This is a genomic window from Streptomyces muensis, assembly GCF_021474425.1.
Lineage (GTDB): Bacteria > Actinomycetota > Actinomycetes > Streptomycetales > Streptomycetaceae > Streptomyces > Streptomyces muensis.
This window is the reverse complement of the sequence record NZ_JAKEIP010000060.1, coordinates 1-18759: the sequence shown is the minus strand read 5'-3', so window position 1 is coordinate 18759 and position 18759 is coordinate 1. Positions and strand designations below refer to the sequence as shown.

At 71.8% G+C, this 18759-nt stretch carries 14 protein-coding genes and 1 pseudogene; 9 read left to right on the top strand and 6 right to left on the bottom strand.

Annotated features, from left to right (window positions below; all coding sequences use genetic code 11):
* Positions 1-2 precede the first annotated feature (2 nt).
* Positions 3-866, bottom strand: a complete 864-nt coding sequence (locus tag L0P92_RS17015; RefSeq protein ID WP_234763564.1) for a phosphotransferase enzyme family protein — start codon at positions 864-866, stop codon at positions 3-5.
* A 159-nt stretch (positions 867-1025) separates the two neighbouring features.
* On the opposite strand from L0P92_RS17015, the gene L0P92_RS17010 reads away from it, so the two are divergent.
* The 5 genes and pseudogenes from L0P92_RS17010 (at position 1026) to L0P92_RS16990 (ending at position 6440) form a co-directional block, all read left to right on the top strand.
* Positions 1026-1961, top strand: coding sequence for a carbohydrate ABC transporter permease (locus tag L0P92_RS17010; RefSeq protein WP_372497276.1), 936 nt, complete (start codon positions 1026-1028; stop codon positions 1959-1961).
* Positions 1958-2791 (top strand): carbohydrate ABC transporter permease, encoded by an 834-nt coding sequence (locus tag L0P92_RS17005; protein ID WP_234763562.1) that lies wholly within the window; start codon positions 1958-1960, stop codon positions 2789-2791. Before L0P92_RS17010 ends, L0P92_RS17005 begins: the two co-directional genes overlap by 4 nt.
* Complete coding sequence (locus tag L0P92_RS17000) at positions 2791-4077, top strand: ABC transporter substrate-binding protein (protein ID WP_234763561.1); 1287 nt, start codon at positions 2791-2793, stop codon at positions 4075-4077. The genes L0P92_RS17005 and L0P92_RS17000 overlap by 1 nt, the downstream gene beginning before the upstream one ends.
* Positions 4078-4348: 271 nt before the next feature.
* On the top strand, positions 4349-5128 hold the full coding sequence (gene erm / locus L0P92_RS16995) for an ErmE/ErmH/ErmO/ErmR family 23S rRNA (adenine(2058)-N(6))-methyltransferase (protein WP_234763560.1): 780 nt from the start codon (positions 4349-4351) through the stop codon (positions 5126-5128).
* A 42-nt stretch (positions 5129-5170) separates the two neighbouring features.
* Positions 5171-6440, top strand: a pseudogene (locus L0P92_RS16990) (glycosyltransferase).
* Between the two features lie 36 nt (positions 6441-6476).
* Here the strand turns inward: L0P92_RS16990 and L0P92_RS16985 are convergent.
* Positions 6477-10121, bottom strand: coding sequence for an nSTAND1 domain-containing NTPase (locus L0P92_RS16985; RefSeq protein ID WP_308289731.1), 3645 nt, complete (start codon positions 10119-10121; stop codon positions 6477-6479).
* Between the two features lie 149 nt (positions 10122-10270).
* Here L0P92_RS16985 and L0P92_RS16980 point away from each other — a divergent pair, with 149 nt between their 5' ends.
* Positions 10271-11479 (top strand): acyltransferase family protein, encoded by a 1209-nt coding sequence (locus L0P92_RS16980; protein ID WP_234763559.1) that lies wholly within the window; start codon positions 10271-10273, stop codon positions 11477-11479.
* Positions 11480-11544: 65 nt separating this feature from the next.
* Here the strand turns inward: L0P92_RS16980 and L0P92_RS16975 are convergent, their stop codons facing one another.
* Entirely contained in the window at positions 11545-13812 is a 2268-nt protein-coding gene (locus L0P92_RS16975) for an MMPL family transporter (protein ID WP_234763558.1), read from the bottom strand.
* Between the two features lie 307 nt (positions 13813-14119).
* Between L0P92_RS16975 and L0P92_RS16970 the strand changes: the two genes are divergently transcribed.
* Together L0P92_RS16970 and L0P92_RS16965 are read left to right on the top strand one after the other, a co-directional pair.
* Positions 14120-14668, top strand: coding sequence for a DUF1697 domain-containing protein (locus tag L0P92_RS16970; RefSeq protein ID WP_234763557.1), 549 nt, complete (start codon positions 14120-14122; stop codon positions 14666-14668).
* Positions 14661-15035, top strand: coding sequence for a nuclear transport factor 2 family protein (locus tag L0P92_RS16965; RefSeq protein WP_234763556.1), 375 nt, complete (start codon positions 14661-14663; stop codon positions 15033-15035). Before L0P92_RS16970 ends, L0P92_RS16965 begins: the two co-directional genes overlap by 8 nt.
* On the opposite strand, the gene L0P92_RS16960 is transcribed toward L0P92_RS16965, so the two are convergent.
* On the bottom strand, positions 15016-15744 hold the full coding sequence (locus L0P92_RS16960) for a transglutaminase-like domain-containing protein (RefSeq protein WP_234763555.1): 729 nt from the start codon (positions 15742-15744) through the stop codon (positions 15016-15018). The two genes, L0P92_RS16965 and L0P92_RS16960, sit on opposite strands and share 20 nt — an antisense overlap.
* Positions 15745-15949: 205 nt before the next feature.
* On the opposite strand from L0P92_RS16960, the gene L0P92_RS16955 reads away from it, so the two are divergent.
* Positions 15950-16969, top strand: a complete 1020-nt coding sequence (locus L0P92_RS16955; RefSeq protein ID WP_234763554.1) for a ketopantoate reductase family protein — start codon at positions 15950-15952, stop codon at positions 16967-16969.
* A gap of 52 nt (positions 16970-17021) precedes the next feature.
* Here the strand turns inward: L0P92_RS16955 and L0P92_RS16950 are convergent, their stop codons facing one another.
* Together L0P92_RS16950 and L0P92_RS16945 are read right to left on the bottom strand one after the other, a co-directional pair.
* Positions 17022-17762 carry a sirohydrochlorin chelatase gene (locus tag L0P92_RS16950; protein WP_234763579.1) on the bottom strand — a complete coding sequence of 247 codons (741 nt, stop codon included), beginning with the start codon at positions 17760-17762 and terminating at the stop codon, positions 17022-17024.
* A gap of 16 nt (positions 17763-17778) precedes the next feature.
* Positions 17779-18696: an ABC transporter permease gene (locus L0P92_RS16945; protein WP_234763553.1), complete on the bottom strand. Its 918-nt coding sequence runs from the start codon at positions 18694-18696 to the stop codon at positions 17779-17781.
* Between the last annotated feature and the right edge of the window lie 63 nt (positions 18697-18759).

Genomic DNA, 18759 nt, shown 5'->3' with positions numbered 1-18759 from the left:
GCTCAGAACGCGTACCACCGCACCGTCTCGTCCCCCTCCCGCAGCGACGCCACCCGCCGCCCGAACTCGGCCAATGCCTTCGGATTGCTGGGCGCGTGCTGCGCCACCCAGGCGCAGCTCGCGGTCTCGCGCGCTCCCCGCAACACGGAACACCCCTCCCACTCCCGCACATCCCAGCCGTACGCCTCGACGAACGACCGGTAGGCCGCCGCGGGCAACCCGTACCGGTCACGGGAGAGCGCCATGACCACCAGGTCGTGCTCGCGCAGATCGGCCGAGAAGGTCTCCAGATCCACCAGCACCGGCCCGTCCGGCCCGACATGCACATTGCGCGGCAGCGCGTCCCCATGGATCGGACCCGGCGGCAGATGAGGCGTCAGGCCGGCCGCGGCCGCCGCGAAACCGTCCCGGCGCTCCCGCAGATACGCCGCGTCCGCCGGATCGATCGCGTCCCCCGCCAGCCGCAGCCAACGCTCCACGCCGCCCAGCAACTCACGGCGCGGCAGCGCGAAGTCGGGCGTGGGCAGGGCGTGCACGACCCGTAGCAGTTCGGCCAAATCCCGTGGCTCGGCGGGCCGTACCGGATCGGGCAGCCGGTGCCACACGGTCACCGGGTGCCCCTCCACCAGCAGCGGCTTCGTCTCGGCGGCCCGCACCGCCGGAACGTCCGCCTCCGCCAGCCACACCGCGATGTCCAGCTCGCGCCGGGCCCGGCCCAGGAGTTCGGCGTCGCGGCCCACCTTGACGACCAGATCACCGGCGGCGAACACCGCGTTCTCGCCCAGGGCGAGCAGACGCGCGTCCCGCGCCGCGCCGGACAGTACTCCCGCCGCGATCAGTACGTCCCGCGCCCGTGCCTCGTCCATCGTCCGCCTCCGTGTCCGGCCCGGCCTGTCCGGCTCGGTATGTATTCCGGTCAGTCTCGCATTTCCACAGGTCGGACCGCGTGCGCGCGGTCTTGACGGGGTACGGCGCCTTCACGACCATGACGGGGCCCACCCGAGCCGTGCAAAGGGGCTGATTCCGTGACATCGGTGACCGAGGCGGAGAGGGCGGTGAGACGCACGCGGGGCGACGGGAAACAGCGGCGCGTCACGGATCACGGCGCCTGGTTCCTCGTCCTCCCCGCGCTGATCCCCATCCTGATCCTGAGCGTGGGACCGCTGCTCTACGGCATCCTGCTGGCCTTCACCGACGCCCAGTCCGGGCGCACCCAGCCCACCCAGTGGATCGGCGGTCTCAACTTCCGGGACCTGCTGCACGACACGCTGTTCTGGGAGTCGTTCCGGATCGGCCTGGTCTGGGCCGTCGGCGTCACCGTGCCGCAGTTCCTGCTGGCGCTCGGCCTCGCCCTGCTCCTCAACCAGGACCTGCGGCTGCGCTGGCTGGCCCGCGCCCTCGCGATCGTCCCGTGGGCCATGCCCGAGGTCGTCGTCGGCGTGATGTGGCGGCTGGTCTACAACCCCGACGCGGGCATCCTCAACGAGACACTCCGCGACCTCGGCCTCGGCGACGGCCGCGACTGGCTCAGCGGGCTCGGCACCGCCCTGCCCGCCGTCATCGTGGTCGGCATCTGGGCGGGGATGCCCACCACGACCGTCGCCCTGCTCGCCGGTCTGCAGAACACCCCGCGCGAACTGCACGAGGCGGCGGCCGTGGACGGCGCCGGCGCCTGGCGCCGCTTCCGCACGGTCACCTGGCCCGCCCTGAGGCCCGTCGCCCTCTCCATCACCGCGCTCAACCTCATCTGGAACTTCAACTCCTTCGCCCTGGTCTACGTGCTCACCAGCGGCGGACCCGGCGGCCGCACCCGGCTGCCCATGCTCTTCGCCTACGAAGAGGCCTTCCGCTACGGGCAGTTCGGCTACGCGGCGGCGATGGGATGTGTGATGGTCGCGGTGATCTCGATCCTCCTCGCCGTCCTCCTCGTCGGCCGGCTCAGGGGAGGTGACCGGTCATGAGGACCAGCACCGCGGGCCGCGTCGGCCAGTACGCCGCCCTTCTCGCCTACCTCCTCTTCCTCGTCCTCCCCTTCCTCTGGCTGATCTCCACCGCCTTCAAACCGCCACGCGAACTGGGCAGCCTGCACCCCACCTGGATCCCGAAGGACCCCACCCTCGCCAACTTCCGCCAGGCCTTCGACGAACAGCCCCTGCTGCACGCCGCCCTCAACTCCCTGATCGCCGCGCTCGGCGCCGCTCTGATCGCCGTACTCCTCGCCACCCCGATGGCCTACGTCATGGCCCGCCACCGCACCCGGCTCGCACGCGCGGCGACCGGCTGGGTCGTGGTCAGCCAGGCGTTCCCGCTGGTCCTGGTGATCATCCCGCTGTTCCTGGTCCTGAAGAACCTCCGGCTGATCAACTCGGTGCCGGGGCTGATCATGGTGTACGTGGTGTGGGCGCTGCCGTTCGCGCTGTGGATGCTCGTCGGGTACGTCCGCGCGGTGCCGCCCGAGTTGGAGGAGGCGGCGGCGGTCGACGGGGCCGGGCGCGTCAGAACCCTCGTCTCGGTCACCGCGCCGCTGCTGGCGCCCGGCATCGTGGCGACGGCGCTGTTCGCGTTCGTCACGGCCTGGAACGAGTTCTTCTTCGCGCTCGTCCTGCTGAAGACGCCCGAGAAACAGACCCTGCCGGTCGTCCTCACCCACTTCATCGGCGCGGAGGGCGTGGCGGACCTCGGCCCGCTGGCCGCCGCCGCGTTCCTCGCGACGCTGCCCTCGCTGGTGGTGTTCGCGGTCATCCAACGACGGATCACGGGCGGCATGCTCGCGGGGGCGGTGAAGAGCTGATGCGTACGAGACTGCTGCCGACCCTGGTCTCCGTCCTCGCCCTGCTGCTCGCCGGATGCAGCGGCGGCGACGACGGACGTTCCGGCGGACCCGTCACCCTGCGCTTCCAGTCCCTGGCCTGGCAGGAGGAGTCCGTCGAGGTCAACAAGGAGCTGGTGGAGGAGTGGAACGCGACCCATCCCGACGTCAAGGTCGAGTATGTGCAGGGCAGTTGGGACAGCGTCCACGACCAGTTGCTCACCTCCTTCGAGGGAGGCGAGGCCCCGGACATCATCCATGACGCCTCGGACGACCTCGCGGACTTCGCGTACGGCGGCTACCTCGCCGACCTGACCGACCTGCTGCCACAGCGGCTCAAGTCCGACATCCCGCAGCACAGTTGGGACACGGCGACCTTCGGCGGCCGGATCTACGGCGTGCCCTTCCTCCAGGAACCCCGGGTGCTCATCGCCAACGCGAAGTGGCTCAAGGAGGCGGGCGTACGCATCCCGACCCCGGAACGGCCCTGGAGCTGGGCGGAGTTCCGGGAGATCACCGATCAGCTGAGCGGGGACGGGAAATACGGCGTCGCCTGGCCGCTCAAGGAACCCGTCTCCGCCTCCCTCAACCTCTCCCTGTCGGCCGGCGGACAGCTCTTCCACCGCGACGCCGACGGCAAGGTCACCGTCCGCTTCGAGGCCGCCGACGAGGTGATGCCGCGCACCGTCCACGACCAGGTCAACGTCGACCGCAGCGCCTCGCCCACGACCCTGGGCAGCGGCGGCTCGGACACCCTGCCCGGCTTCTTCGGGGGCCGCTACGCGATGGTTCCGCTCGGCTTCTCCTACCGCCAGCAGATCGTGCAGCAGGCCCCGAAGGGCTTCGACTGGCAGGTGCTGCCCGCCCCGGCGGGCGCCGACGGCCTCACCCAGGGCGTCAGCCCGCAGACCCTGTCCATCGCCGAGGACAGCCCGCACCAGCGGCAGGCCGCCGAGTTCGTCGACTTCCTGCTGCGGCCCGAGAACATGGTCCGGCTGGCCCTCGGTGACTGGATGCTGCCCACCGGCACCCATGCCCTGAAGGACCCGGCCCTGCACACCGCCGAGAACGACTGGGCCACCGGCACCGCCCTCGCCGCACACCTGCGCTCGGCCCCCGCCCAGTCGGTACGCGGCTACCCGGAGTGGAAGGACAAGGTCGCCACGCCCGCCTTCCAGGAGTACTACAGCGGAGCGATCGGACTGGGCGAGCTCCGGGAGCGGCTGGAGGAGGACGGGAACCTGGTGCTGGCGCGCTACCAGCGCTGACGCGAGGCCGAGGTAATTCGGTTGTCCACCTCACCCAGCCCCGCCTAACGTTCCCTCCGTGGCAGCGAACAACGCGATCTCCATCACCGGTCACGGCCGGGGCTACGCGCACTCCGTACGGATGCGTCGTCGCCCCGGAGCCCTGACCGGCCCGGGGAACCACGCCCGCTGATCCCACGCGGAGCCACTGCTCCCCGCTCTCTCTCCTGTCTTCCGGTCAGGGCCCTCGTCTGCCCTTTTCCCTCTCCATGGAAGACAAGGACCGCAGGCCATGGCCCGCCCCACCCGCGTATCCCGCGCGCTCTCGCAGAACTTCCTCGCCGACCGCACCGCCGCCGGACAACTCGCCCGGCTCGCCGTACCACAAGGACGCCAGGCACCCCTCCTGCTCGAAGTCGGTGCCGGGAAAGGCGCGTTGACCGAGCTCCTCGCCCCGCGCTGTCAACGCCTGCTCGCCTACGAGATCGACCCCCGGCTCCTCCCCGCACTGCGTTCACGCTTCTCGCGCACCCCTCAAGTCCGCGTCGTCGGCGAGGACTTCCTCACCGCACGCCCTCCGCACACCCCGTTCTCCGTCGCCGGGAACGTCCCCTTCTCCCGCACCGCCGCCATCGTCGACTGGTGCCTGCGGGCACCCGCCCTCACCGACGCCACCCTCCTCACCCAGCTCGAGTACGCCCGTAAACGCACGGGTGACTACGGCAGTTGGACCCGGCTGACGGTCCTGACCTGGCCCCGCTACGAGTGGCGGATGCTCGGCCGCGTCGGGCGGCACAGCTTCCGGCCGGTGCCCCGCGTGGACGCGGGGATCGTACGGATCGAGCGGCGCCGCACCCCACTGCTCGACACCGCCGCGTACGCGAGCTGGCGGCCACTGGTGGAGCTGGGGTTCTCGGGCGTGGGCGGCTCCCTGCACGCGTCGCTGCGCCGGGCCCACCCGAGGCGACGGGTCGACGCGGCGTTCCGCGCGGCGCGCCTCGACACGCGGGTCCTGGTCGGTGAGGTGCCGCCGGGGGCTTGGCTGAGGCTCCACGAGGTGCTGGCGCCATGAATTCGACTTGCGGAATGCGACTCGCGGAACGCCACTCGCGGAATGCGGCTCTCGAAATTCAACTTGCACGAGACGTCTCGTCTCGTTTAGAGTCGGTCCCATGACCACCCCCGCTCACATCGCCATGTTCTCCATCGCCGCCCACGGCCACGTGAACCCCAGCCTCGAAGTGATCCGCGAGCTCGTGGCGCGTGGGCACCGCGTCACGTACGCGATTCCGCCGGCTCTCGCCGAGAAGGTCGCCGAAACCGGCGCCGAGCCGAAGCTCTGGAACTCCACGCTGCCCGGTCCCGACGCGGACCCGGAGGCGTGGGGGAGCACCCTGCTGGACAACGTCGAGCCGTTCCTCGCCGACGCCGTCCAGGCCCTTCCGCAGCTCATCGAGGCGTACGAGGGAGACGAACCGGACCTCGTCCTGCACGACATCGCCTCGTACCCGGCCCGTGTCCTCGCCCACCGCTGGGGCGTCCCCGCGATCTCGCTCTCGCCCTGCATGGTCGCCTGGGAGGGGTACGAGAAGGAGGTCGCCGAGCCGATGTGGGAGGAGCCGAAGAAGACGGAGCGCGGCCGGGCCTACTACGAGCGCTTCCAGGCGTGGCTGGAGGAGAACGGCATCACCCAGCACCCCGATCCGTTCGCCGGACGCCCCGACCGCTCCCTCGTCCTGATCCCGAAGGCGCTGCAGTGGAACGCCGACCGGGTGGACCAGTCCGTCCACTCGTTCGTGGGCGCCTGCCAGGCCGACCGCACCGCCGAGGGCGACTGGCAGCGTCCTGCGGACGCCGAGAAGGTCGTGCTCGTCTCCCTCGGATCGGCGTTCACCAAGCAGCCCGCCTTCTACCGGGAGTGCGTGCGCGCCTTCGGCGACCTGCCGGGCTGGCACCTGGTGCTCCAGGTCGGCCGGCATGTCGACGCCGCGGACCTCGGCGACGTACCGGCCGACGTCGAAGTGCACTCCTGGGTACCGCAGTTGGCGATCCTCAAGCAGGCCGACCTGTTCGTCACCCACGCCGGCGCGGGCGGCAGCCAGGAGGGCCTGGCCACGGCCACCCCGATGATCGCCGTACCGCAGGCCGCTGACCAGTTCGGCAACGCCGATGTGCTCCAGGCGCTCGGCGTCGCCCGGCACATCCCGACGGACGAGGCCACCGCCGAGCTTTTGCGCGAGACGGCCCTCGCGCTGGTCGACGACCCCGAGGTCGCCCGGCGACTGAAGGACATCCAGGCGGAGATGGCCCACGAGGGAGGTACCGAGCGAGCCGCCGACCTGATCGAGGCCGAACTGGCCGCGGTACGCGACGAGGAGCGGTAACCGCAGCAAGAACGGCCGGCGCGACAAGGGCCAGGTTCACCCTCCCGTGCCGAGAGCCTCCTCGATGGCATGGATCGCGCCGGCCGGGTCGGGCAGGTCGACCTTCCACAACTCGACGGAGCCGCCCGTGCCGACGGCCAGGGTCCGTCCGTCCGGGCTGAACGCCACCGCCTCGGGCTGGGGGGTCGGCAGGGTGACCCTGACCCGGCCGGTGGCGAGGTCCCAGAGGCGTACCCCGGCGGCGCCGGCCGTGGCCAAGGTGCGGCCGTCGGCGCTGAGGGCCGCCGACCGCACCTCGGAACCCGTGTTGAAGCTGCCCAGGAGCTCTCCGGTGCGCGCGTCCCACGTCTTCACGGATCTGCCGCTCGTGGTGGCCAAGGTGGTCCCGTCCGGGCTGAAGGCCGGGGGCAGCGTGCTGAGGGCACCCGGCCGGAGGGTACGCCGGGTGCGGCCGGTCGCGGCGTCGAGGAGAGCGACCGGTTCGTCGCCGTCCTCGATGCTCACGACGGCGAGTGTGCGGCCGTCCGGGGCGAACGCCACTGTCCTCAAGGGCTCTCCGTCGCCGGTGCGGACGGTGTGGACCTTGCCGGTCGCGAGGTGCCAGATCCGCACCCACCCCTCGCTGCCGACGACGGCGAGCCGCGTCCCGTCGGGGCTGAAGGCCACCTCGTCGGCGGCACCCCACGCACGGCTCAGGCGAAGTCGGCCCGTGGCGACGTCCCGGACCTCGATCACTCCCTTCCCGACGGCCCTCGCGGCCAGGGCACGCCCGTCCGGGCCGAACCCCACATCCCCGGGGCGGGAAACAGAAAGGGGCTGCCCCTGTCCCTGGAGTACCAGGTCGGTGTCGAGCGCCAGTGCGGCTTCGCGACCGCCGGTCCCGGCCTCCCAGAGCTCCACCGACGCACGGCCGGGCGGACCATGGCCCGCCGTGGCCACCGTGTGTCCGTCCGGGCTGAAGACGACATCGGTGACGGAGGTCCCCCCGCCGCCGCGCAAAGTGGTCTGCGGTCGATCGGCGGTCAGGCGGTGCACGCGGACGGCGGGGTCCCGGTTGCCGCTGGTGACCAGGGTGCGTCCGTCGGGGCCGAGGGCCACCGTCATGACCCCGCGCCCCTGGTGACCGGCGGTCACCGTGGCCCGCGCGGCGCCGGAGGCGGTGTCCCACACGCGCACCGTGTCCTGACGGCCCGCGACGGCGAGGGTCCGCCCGTCAGGGGCGAAGGCCACCCGGTCGCTCCCGTCGACGCCGTTCCTGATGGTGCGCCGGACCCCGCCGTCGGCCACGTCCCGCAGTCGCACCGAACCGTCGCCGAGGACAGTCGCGTACGTCCGGCCGTCCGGGCTGAAGACCACCCCGTCACCCTCGGCCCGGCTGTCGTGAGTGCTCCGGATACGCCCGGTGGCCAAGTCCCACACCCGCACCCGTCCGTCGAAGCTCACCGCGGCGACGGTACGTCCGTCGGGGCCGAAGGCGACGGCCTCCAGGTCGGAGAGCCCGGTGAAGCCGTGCCGCAGGCGACCGGTGGCCATGTCCCACACCCGCACGGCCGCCAGGGAGGAGACGGCCACCGTACGACCGTCAGGGCTGAAGTCCACGCCCCGTATCGAACCGTCGGGGACCGTGAAGCCGCGGACTTTCCTGCCGGTGACGGGATCCCACAGGTCCAGCCTCGCCGCGGCGCCGACGGCGCTGGTGACCGCGAGCGCCCGTCCGTCGCCGCTGAGCCCCATGACCTCGATGACGTCGTGGCCGGTGAACGCGTGCCGGACCCGGCCCTCGGGCAGGTCCCAGATCCGCACGGTGCCGTCCGCGCTGTGCGCGGCGAGGGTGCGCCCGTCCGGGCCGAGCGCGAAGGAGTGCACGGGCTCGGTGCCGCCGACCAGGCGCCCCCGCAGCGGTAGCGCCGCGGCGGCGTACAGGGCGGTGGTGGCCTCGCGGGTCGGGCTGGTGCGGTAGGCCTGGACGGCGAGCCGTGCGGCGCGGTCGGGATCCGTCTCCAGCAGTGCGCCGGACTGGGCGGCCAGTTGCCGGGACCGCGCCAGCTCCTCGGCGGTGACCGCGTGCTGCCACTGCCGCACGGCGAGGCCCGCGGCGACGAGGGCGAGACACAGGGCCGTCGTGACCGCGGTGAGCATCAGCCGGTACCGGCGACGGCCCCTCAGCTCGTGGTCGCGGCCGGCGTCCAGGAAGGCCCGCTCCAGTTCGGTCAGATCCTCGCGGAACGTCCCGCCGAAGTGCTCCCGGGCCACGGCGAGCCGGCTGCCCCGGTACAACGCGCCCTTCTCACGGCCCAGTTCCTGCCAGGCGTGCGCCGCCTCGGTCAGGTTCCGGTGCACCCGCAGGCGTTCACGGCCGTCCTCGATCCACCCGCGCAGCCGGGGCCAGGCCGTGATCAGGGCCTCGTGGGCCATCTCGACGGTGTCGCCGTCCAGGCTGAGCAGCCGCGCCCGGGCGAACGCCTCCAGCACCTCGGCGGTGTCCTCTCGGCCGCTGCCGGACAGTTCGGCGCGCTCTACGGGACGGCGGGTGTCGGGGGTGCCGTCGCCGGGGGCGACCAGGCGCAGCAGGACCCGACGGGCGACGGCCGCCTTCCCTTCGGTGAAGCGGCCGTAGACCTCCTCGGCGGTCCTTGCGATGGCGTCGTCCAGGCCGCCGGCCGCCTCGTAGCCGGCCAGGGTCAGGGTCTTGCCGCGGCGGCGGCGCCAGGTCTCCAGCAGCGCGTGGGACAGCAGCGGCAGCCCGCCCGGGGCGTCGGTGACCTCCTTGACCAGCCGGGCGGTGAGGGCGCGTTCCACGGTCAGCCCGGCGGCCGTGGCCGGCTTGACGACGGCGTCGCGCAGTTCCGCCGGGGTCATCGCACCGGCCAGGAGGTTGGCGTCGCGCAGCGCGTCGGCCAGTTCGCGGTGCTCGGCGCAGCGGCCGTAGAAGTCGCCGCGCACCGCCAGCAGGACCCGTAATCGGCTCTCCGGCCGTCGGGCGGCCAGCAGCAGGTCGATGAAGCGGGCCCGTTCGGCGGCGTCGTGGCAGAGGGTGAAGACCTCCTCGAACTGGTCGACGATCACGAACGTGTCCGCCTCCGCGCCGGCCTCGCCGGGAGCCGCGGGTGTCAGGAGCGGCGCATGGGTGCGGGCGGGATGCTCGCCCGGCGTCAGGATCCGGATCGCGGCCGGACGCAGGCCCGGCTCCCGGGTCTGCCGGAGGACGGGGATCAGCCCGGCGCGCAGCAGGGAGGACTTGCCGCTGCCCGAGGGGCCGAAGACCGCTGCGAACCGCCGTCCGCGCAGCAGGTCGACCAGGTCCGCGGTGAGCCGCTCCCGGCCGAAGAACAAGGCGCTGTCACCGGTCTCGAACCGAGCCAGCCCACGGTACGGCGCGACCGGTCCGTCGTCGTCCCCGGAGCCTTCGTCGGCGGACTCCGCCACCGCCTCCTTCCACCGCGCCTCCCACCGCGCCGGGTCCGCGCCGCACGCCCGCGCATAGGCCAGGACCACCGGCAGCGTCGGCAACCGCTCGCCCGCCGCGGCCTGCGACAGCGTCGTCACCGAGTAGCCCGCCCGCCGGGCCAGCGTCCGGTAGGTGATCCCGCCCGCCTCCGCCCGCAGCTCGCGCAACTCGAACGCGAACCGCTGCACCGGCCCCGCCGCCGGATCCACCGGCGCCTCACGACGACCCGCCACCCCAGCATCCCCTCCAGTCGCTTCCGCACCCGCCCCGCCCATTGTTCGGCCGCCGGAAGGGCCCTGCCGAACAATGCGCCGGCAGCTGAACTCGGTGACGTCTCACGGCAATCCCGACGCCCCCGCACCGAACAGGACTCCGCCCCCGCATGGAATCCCCACCCACCGTCCCCGCCGCACGCCTGGGCTGGCTGGACGCGCTGCGCGGCATCGCCGCACTCGTCGTGGTGTTCGACCACTCGTCGTACACCTTCATGGCGGACTTCCGGCGGGAGCTGATGCCGCAGTTCAACACCAGCCGTTACGGCATCATGGTGTTCTTCCTGGTGAGCGGCTACATCATTCCCGCGTCGCTGGAACGCCGGGGCTGCGTCCGGACGTTCTGGATCGGACGGCTCTCCCGTGTGTACCCGCTGTGGGCGGCCGTCGTCACCGCGCTGCTCGCCGCCGGCCTCCTGGGCATCGCGGAGTCGCCCGACCTCGGCAGGCAGAGCGCCGTCATGGTGGCGGTCGCGCACGCCACCCTGCTCCAGGAGTTGCTGGGCACACCCAATCTCCTGCTCGTCCTGTGGACGCTCTCGTACGAGATGTGCTTCTACCTGCTGATCGTCGCCCTGTTCACGGTCCGTCTGCACCGGCGGTCCGCGGCGACGGCCCTCCTCCTCGCCGTACTCGCCGCCGTGAGCGCGGCCGCGGGGCTCGTGCTGCCGCCCTCCGCCCTGTCCGGACTGATCGGCACCGGCCCGCTGATCGCGCTCGCGTCGATCGCCATGGTGGTCGCCGTGTGCTGTGCGAGCGCCACCTCGCCCGTACTCCGGTTGTTCGGTGGCGTGTTGGGCGGTGTGCTGGCACTGGCCCTGGTCGCCTTCAACGGCACGGTCCCGGTGTGGGAGGGCCTGGTGATCCTCGCCGTGATGTTCCTCGGCACCGCCGTCCACCGTGCCGAGAACGGCCGGAGCACCTGGCGGTGCGCGGCGGGCACGGCCGTCGTGGTGGTCGCCTGCGCCGTGGGCAGCGCCTACCGGTACGGCGACAGCGGCCACTTCACCCGGCGCGGCTGGATCGTCGCGTTCCTGCTGGCCGTGCTGACCTTCGGCGCGGGACTCGCGTCGCGCCACCGCCGTATACCGCGGATGCTGACCGGACTGGGCACGATCAGCTACTCGGTCTATCTGACGCATCCGCTGCTGCTGGCGGTGGTCGACGGCACGATCGGCCGCCGACGACAGGACGACGTGGTCCTCGAAGTGGCGTTCTTCGTCGCGCTGTTGCCGCTGTGCGTGCTGACCCACCGGTACGTCGAGGTGCCGGGCCAGACCTGGGGCCGCAGGCTGGCACGCCGTCTGCGGCCACCGTGACACGCGCGGCGGGGCCCGCCGGCTCCGGTGGGAGTCGACGGGCCCCGCGCGTGGGGCGGACGGGCTCAGACGGGCACCCGCTCGCCCTCGTCGTCCCGAGCCGCCTTCCGCGTCACGGCCTCCGGCGCCTCGTCGTGCGTCAGGTCCGGCAACCGGTGCAGCCACCTCGGCAGATACCAGTTGCGCTCACCCAGCAGCGCCATCACCGCCGGGAGCAGCACACCCCGGATGACCGTCGCGTCGATCAGCACGGCCGCCGCGAGGCCGACACCCATCTGCTTCATCGACTGCATGGACAGCGTCCCGAAGATCGCGAAGACGGCGACCATGATGACCGCGGCACTGGTGACGACCCCGGCCGTGGTGACCACACCGTGCTGGATCGCGTCCTTCGTCGTACGGCCCCGCAGCCGCGCCTCACGGATCCGCGAGACCACGAACACGTGGTAGTCCATCGACAGGCCGAACAGGATCACGAACAGGAACAGCGGCAGCCAGGTGACGATCGCGCCGACGCCCTCCGCGCCCACCAGGGACGCACCCCAGCCGTGCTGGAAGACCGCGACGAGGATCCCGTACGCGGCGCCCACCGACAGCAGGTTCAGGACGATCGACGTGACCGCGACCGTCAGTGACCGGAACGACAGCAGCATCAGCCCGAAGGCGAAGACCACGACGAACGCGAACACCGGGATGACCGCTCCGGCCAGCTGGTCGTTGAAGTCCTTCGACCCGGCGACCTGCCCGGTGATCGGCGCCTCGACACCCGCCACCTTGCCGAGCGTGGCCGGACGCACCTCGTCGCGCAGCTTGTCCAGGCTGACACCCGCCTTGTCGAGGTCGGAGCCGCCGACCAGCGGGACGTACACGAAGGCGATGTTCTGCTCGTCGTGCAGCTTGATCTCCACCGGGCCGCGCGAGGCACCCGAACTGATCGCCCGCTCACGGAAGTCGGCGAGCGCGGACTTCACCGCGGGTGCGTTGATGTCGTCCGCCCTCACGACCACCTCGGCCGGCTCGGAACCGCCCGGGAACGCCTCGTTGAGGCGGTTGTACGTCTGCACGATCGGCAGCGAGTCACCGAACTCCTTGTCCAGGGTGAGCTGCTCGGTCTTCATGCCGAGCGCGGGCGCCGCGATGGCCAGCAGCGCACCGGCCGCGACCGCGACCGAGACGACCGGCCGGGCGAGCACGCCCTTCAGTACGGCCGTCCAGAACCGGCTCTCCCGGTTGCCGCGCCCACGGTTGCGCCGGAGCTTGCTCTGCGGGTGCAGGAAGGGGATCTTGCCCTTCTCGACCCGCTCGCCCAGCAGCGACAGCAGCGCCGGCAGCACCGTCACCGACCCGACCATGGCGACCGCCACGACCATCAGCGACGCCAGGCCCATCGCCTCGAACTCGGCGAGCCCGGTGAACAGCATGCCCGCCATCGCCACGCACACCGTGACCCCGGAGACGATGATCGCGCGCCCACTGGTGGCGGCGGCGACCCGGAGGGCGGTCTGCGCATCGCGGCCGGCCTCCCGCTCCTCCCGCTCACGGCGCAGATAGAACAGGCAGTAGTCGACGCCGACGGCCAGGCCGACCAGCAGCATCACGGAGTTGGCGGTGTCGCTCATCGGCATCACATGGCTGACGATGCCCATCAGGCCCATCGTCGCCATGATCGCGGTGACCGCGAGGAGCACCGGCAGCAGGGCCGCCACCAGCGCGCCGAAGGCGATGAGCAGAATGCCGAGGGCCACCGGCACCGCCGAGTACTCGGCCTTCTGGAAGTCGTCCCCGAACGCGTCGTCGAACGTCTTCGTCATGCTCGCGCCGCCGATCTCCTCGATCCGCAGCGCCTCGTAGTCCTTCTGGACCTCCTCGACGGCCTTCAGCACGGGCTCCACACGCTCACCCGCGGTGTCCGCCTCGCCGCGCATGTCGAACTGCACCAGCGCGCTGCGGCCGTCCTTCGAGATCGTCTTCGTGTCGTACGGCGACGTCACGTCCGTGACCTCGCCGGTGCCCTCGACGGCCTTGACGACCGCGCCGACGGCGGACCTGAACTCGCCGTCCGTGGCCTTGAGGCCGCCGTCCTTCGCCTGGATCAGGACGGTCTCACCGGCCGGCTCGTCGATGCCGGCGTCCTCGACGATCCTGGCGGCGGTGTGCGTCTCGCCCTTCAGCTGGTCGCTGTCCTTGACGTCGACCCGGCCCGCCGCCGAACCGAGGCCCATCGCCAGGACGACGAACAGCACCCAGATGCCGACGGCCGCCCATCGGTGCCGGGCGCTCCAGCCGCCGGCGCGGGCGGCGAGCCCCCGCACTCGCGTATCTCCGTTCCCCATGACGGGCTTGCCCCCTTGATTGCGGTGGCGGCCCCCTGCCGCCTCCTTTCGTTTCGAAGGTATGGGCCGGATAAAGCCATCTCGTCGTGCTTCCCGGTGAAGTACGACGGCCGCAACTCATCCGCTCGGCCACCGCCCTCTCCCCACTGGGGAGGATGAAGGTCCCTTACATCTATCGGGCCGAAAAGGTTGTGCTCCGTACTGACCGATGAGTAACTTACGGCTCCGGGCCGTCGTGCCCACCCCCACGGGGCACGACGGCCGCGACAGCCGCGCCACTGTCAGTGGGCCGCTCTAAGGTGGCCGAATGACGACGACGTATGCGGCGCTGCTGCGCGGGATCAACGTGGGCGGCAGCAGAAAAGTCCCGATGGCCGACCTGCGCACCCTGCTGACCGGCCTCGGCCACGGCGGCGTTCGCACCTACCTCCAGAGTGGCCAGGCCGTGTTCACCGCCGACCACGGCGACGAGGACTCCTTGGCCGCCGAGCTCGCGTCGGCGATCGAGAAGCAGTTCGGCTTCGCCGTGGACGTGATCGTGCGCGACCACGCCTACCTCCGGGCCGTCGCCGACAACTGCCCTTACCCCGCAGCCGAGTTGGAGCCCAAGCAGCTCCACGTCACCTACTTCTCCGCCCCGGTCGAGGCCGACCGCTTCGCCGAGATCGACCAACCCGCCTACCTCCCCGAGGAGTTCCGCCTCGGCGACCGCGCCCTGTATCTCTACGCCCCGAACGGCCTGGGCCGCTCCAAACTCGCCGAAATCCTGTCGCGGCCCCGCCTCAACAGGGGTTTGATCGCCACCAGCCGCAACTGGAACACCGTCGTGAAGCTCGTGGAGATGACAGGTGACTGAACGCGATCCCGCCGTACAGGCGGCCATCGAAGGCGAGCTGAGACTGCTGGACCCCGAAGTCCGCCGCTCGGCCGATCTGCTCGGCTCGCTGCTGCACCCCGAGTTCCACGAGTTCGGTTCGTCGGGCCGGCGATGGGACCGGGCGTCGACCTTGTCCCGCCTGCCTGCCGAGACCGATGCATCCGCCCGCCACGTCGTCACCTCCGAGATCCGGGGCGTCCGGCTCGCCCCGGACCTCGTCCACCTCACCTTCGACACGCAGCACGGCGGCCGGTACGCCCACCGCAGCTCCCTGTGGCGCCGGACGGCCGACGGCTGGCAGATGTACTTCCACCAGGGGACACCCTTCAGCGCCGAGGAAGCGTGACCTCACGCAAACCGAAGGAGGGTGACCTGGAGAGGATCTGGCGGGGCGGCGCCAGCCGGGGTTCCGCGCACAGGCGCCGGACGTCGTCGTCGGCGTGCGCGGCGGCCACGGCGTCCAGGAGGGCGAGATCGTCGTCCGACAGCGACACGTCACCGAAGCCCGCGAGAGGCTCCCAGCCGTCCCAGGGCAGCGTCTCCACGCCACCCCGGCAGGCCAGGTCGAGGACCAGACTGCCCCGCACGAACCACATCCCGCGCAGCTCCCCGTCTCCCGACAACCCGAACGTCCCCGGATCCGCCTCCCCGCCCCGGCACGCCCGCCACGCGTCGCCCGCCACGAGAAACCGGTCGCGCGGCACGTCCAGCGGATCGAACCCCAGGTCGCCGTAGGCCGGATGCAGCACCTGCGGGTCGACCAGCCGCCAACTCCCGTTCGGCAGCCGGTACTCGGTGACCCAGTGGTCCTCGTGGAAGCCGTCCACGAAGTACGTGCCGAAGCCGCCCCTGACCCGGGCCGGCGTCCCCGTCGCCCGCAACAGCGACACATGCAGCAGCGCGAAGTCCCGGCACGTGCCCACGAACCGCTCCTCCGGCTTCCGCGCCTCGGTCAACGGGGCGTCCCGGCGCTCACGCAGGATCCGCAGGATCTCGGTGACATACCGGGACTCGGCGTCCTCGCGCAGCCGTTGTCCGGGTATGGCGTATCCCAACCGGGCTCCGTCCCCCTGATGGATGATCAAATCCCGTACCAGAAGGGCAAGTTGATCCGGACTGCTCGGCAGCCCTTTGACGTCCAGCTCCCCGGGATCACTGAAAGGCGTCTGCCTCACGTAGAAGTCGTCGTCCATGCGCGGACCCTCGAGCCTGCCCCAGGGGCAAGGTCAACCAGGCGGACGGGTGTGCGAGGCTCGTCGTATGCGCTACATCATCATCGGGGCAGGAGCGGTCGGCGGGGTCATCGGCGGACGGCTCGCGGGCTCGGGGCACGAGGTCGTACTGGTGGCGCGGGGCGCGCACCACGAGGCCCTAAGGGACCACGGGCTGCGGCTCAGGGTGCCGGAGGGCGAGCTGACCCACCGGCTGCCGGTCGTCGAAGGCCCCGCCGCGCTCGGGGAGCTCCGCCCCGACGACGTACTCGTGCTCGCCGTCAAGACCCAGGACAGCCTGGCCGCGCTGCAGACCTGGGGCCCGGCCCCGGTCGCGGGCGGCGGCACGGCCGCCGAGCGGCTCCCGCTGGTCTGCGCACAGAACGGCGTCGAGAGCCAGCGCCTCGCCCTGCGGCACTTCCGACAGGTCTACGGCGTCTGCGTCTGGCTCCCCTCGACGTACGTCGAACCCGGCATCGTCTCCGCGGCCGGCAGCCCCCTCACCGGCATCCTCCATCTCGGCCGCCACCCGCACGGCACCGACGAGACCGCCCGCCTCATCGCCGCCGACCTGGAGAAGTCGCACTTCGAGGCACCGGTCGTGGCAGACGTGGCCCGCTGGCAGTACGCCAAGCTGCTGGCCAACCTCGGCAACGCCCTGGAGGCCGTGACCGGCCCCGTCGACACCGAGGACGCCGCGGCGCTGTTCCAGCGCGTGCGCGCCGAGGGCGCCGCCGTGCTCGACGCCGCCGGGATCGCGTACGCGAGCGCCGAGGAACAGCAGGCGGCACGCGGCGACAAGATCACCCTCGTCCCCCTCGCCGGCACACCACGCGGCGGCTCCTCCTGGCAGTCCCTCACCCGAGGCACCGGCACCATCGAGGCCGACTACCTCAACGGCGAAATCACCCTCCTGGGCCGCCTCCACGGCGTACCCACCCCCCTGAACGACCTCCTCCAGCGCCTCGCCAACACCTTCGCCCGGGAGAGGCGGGCGGCGGGGTCGATGCCGGTGGGGGAGTTGGTGGGGCTGGTTGAGGAGGCGGTCGGGGCGACGGATCCCGCGTGAACGGCGGACTCTAGGTGAGCAGCGGATCCTGTGTGATCCCGGGCCGTCGCCCTCAGGCGCCCACGGCCGCCAGCACCGGCACCCGAGCCGCCTCGTACCGCTCCACCAGCACCCGAGCCACCTCCGGCGCCGCCCCGAGCACGTCCGCCAGGACGTCCGCGTCGGCCGCGCCCCGCGCGATCCGGTCCGGGAGGAAACCCGGGGCCAGTACGTACGGCGCCACGGCCACCCGCTCGCAGCCGAGTTCCCGCAGCTCCCGCACCGCGTCCTCGGTGCGGGGAAGGGATGCGGAGGCGAACGCAGGTCGCACGGCGCACCAACCGGTGTGCCGCCACTCCCGCGCGATTGCTGCGATCACTGCGTTCGCCTCCGGGTCGGAGGACCCCGCCGAGGCCAGCACGACCCCGGTCGAGGACTTGTCGGCGGGCGTCAGACCCGCCTCGTACAGACGTCGTTCCAGAGCGGACAGGAGCAGCGGGGACGGGCCCAGCACCTCCGCCTGGCGGATGCGGAGCTGCGGTGGTGCCGCCCGCAGCACCGCCGGGATGTCCGCCTTCGCGTGGAAGGCGCGCGTCAGCAGCAGCGGAAGGGCCACGACGTCACGGACACCCTCCGCGGCCAGCGACTCCAGCACGCCCGGCACGGACGGGACGTTGAAGTCGAGGAAGCCGATCTCCACCCGTACGTCCGGGCGCAGCGAGCGCACCCGGCGTACCAGGGCATGCACGGTCGCGGCATGCCGCGGATCGCGACTGCCGTGGGCGATGACGAGAAGAACCGGCTTCTTGAACACGGGGACCACGGGGACTTCAGCTCCTTGCCAGCAGACCGCGACTGCGCAGCACCCACCGCTCCAGCGGGCTGAAGATCAGCAGGTCGATGGCGATGCCGACGATGAGGATCAGGAAGATGGCGAGGAACACCTGGGACATGCTGCTGTTGGTGCGGCCCTGCTCCAGCAGCTGGCCGAGGCCGATGCCGAGGTCGGGTGAGGTGGCGATGATCTCGGCGGCCATGAGCGAGCGCCAGGAGAAGGCCCAGCCCTGCTTGAGGCCCGCCAGATAGCCGGGCAGCGCAGCCGGCATCACGATGTGCCAGGTGCCCTTCAGACCCGTCGCGCCGAGCGTGCGGCCGGCCCGCAGGAACAGCGGCGGCACCTGGTCGACACCCGATACGAGACCGTTCGCGATCGAGGGGACGGCGCCGAGCAGGATCACGGCGTACATCATCGAGTCGTTCAGGCCCAGCCAGATCACGGCCGGCGGCACCCAGGCCACCGACGGGAGGGACTGCAGGCCGGAGAGGATGGGGCCGATGGCGGCGCGGACGAACCTGACGCGTGCGACGAGCAGGCCGAGGGGTGTGCCGATGGCCAGGGCCAGCAGGAAGCCCATCAGGCCGCGTGAGACCGACGTCCAGATGTAGTCGAGGAGGGTGCCCTGGAGCCAGGACTGGCGTACCTCGCCCCACACGTCGGAGGGCGAGGGCAGCTTGTAGTCGGGCGCGACCTCGGCCCACACCAGGATCTGCCACACCGCCAGCACCAGCGCGACGGCGACGACCGGCGGCAGGACCTTCTGGGTCAGGGTCTTCCGGAACGGCGTACGGCCCGTCTGGACCGTGTCCAGGGCGTCCAGACCCGCTTCGAGCCCGGCGAGATCGTTGCCGTACCTGCCATCCTTGCCGCCCTTGCCGTCCTTGGCGACGGTCGTCTCAGTGCTGGCCATGGCGGCGGATCTCCCCACGCAGTTCTTCGGTGATCTCCCGCGAGAGCTCGGCGACCTCGGAGT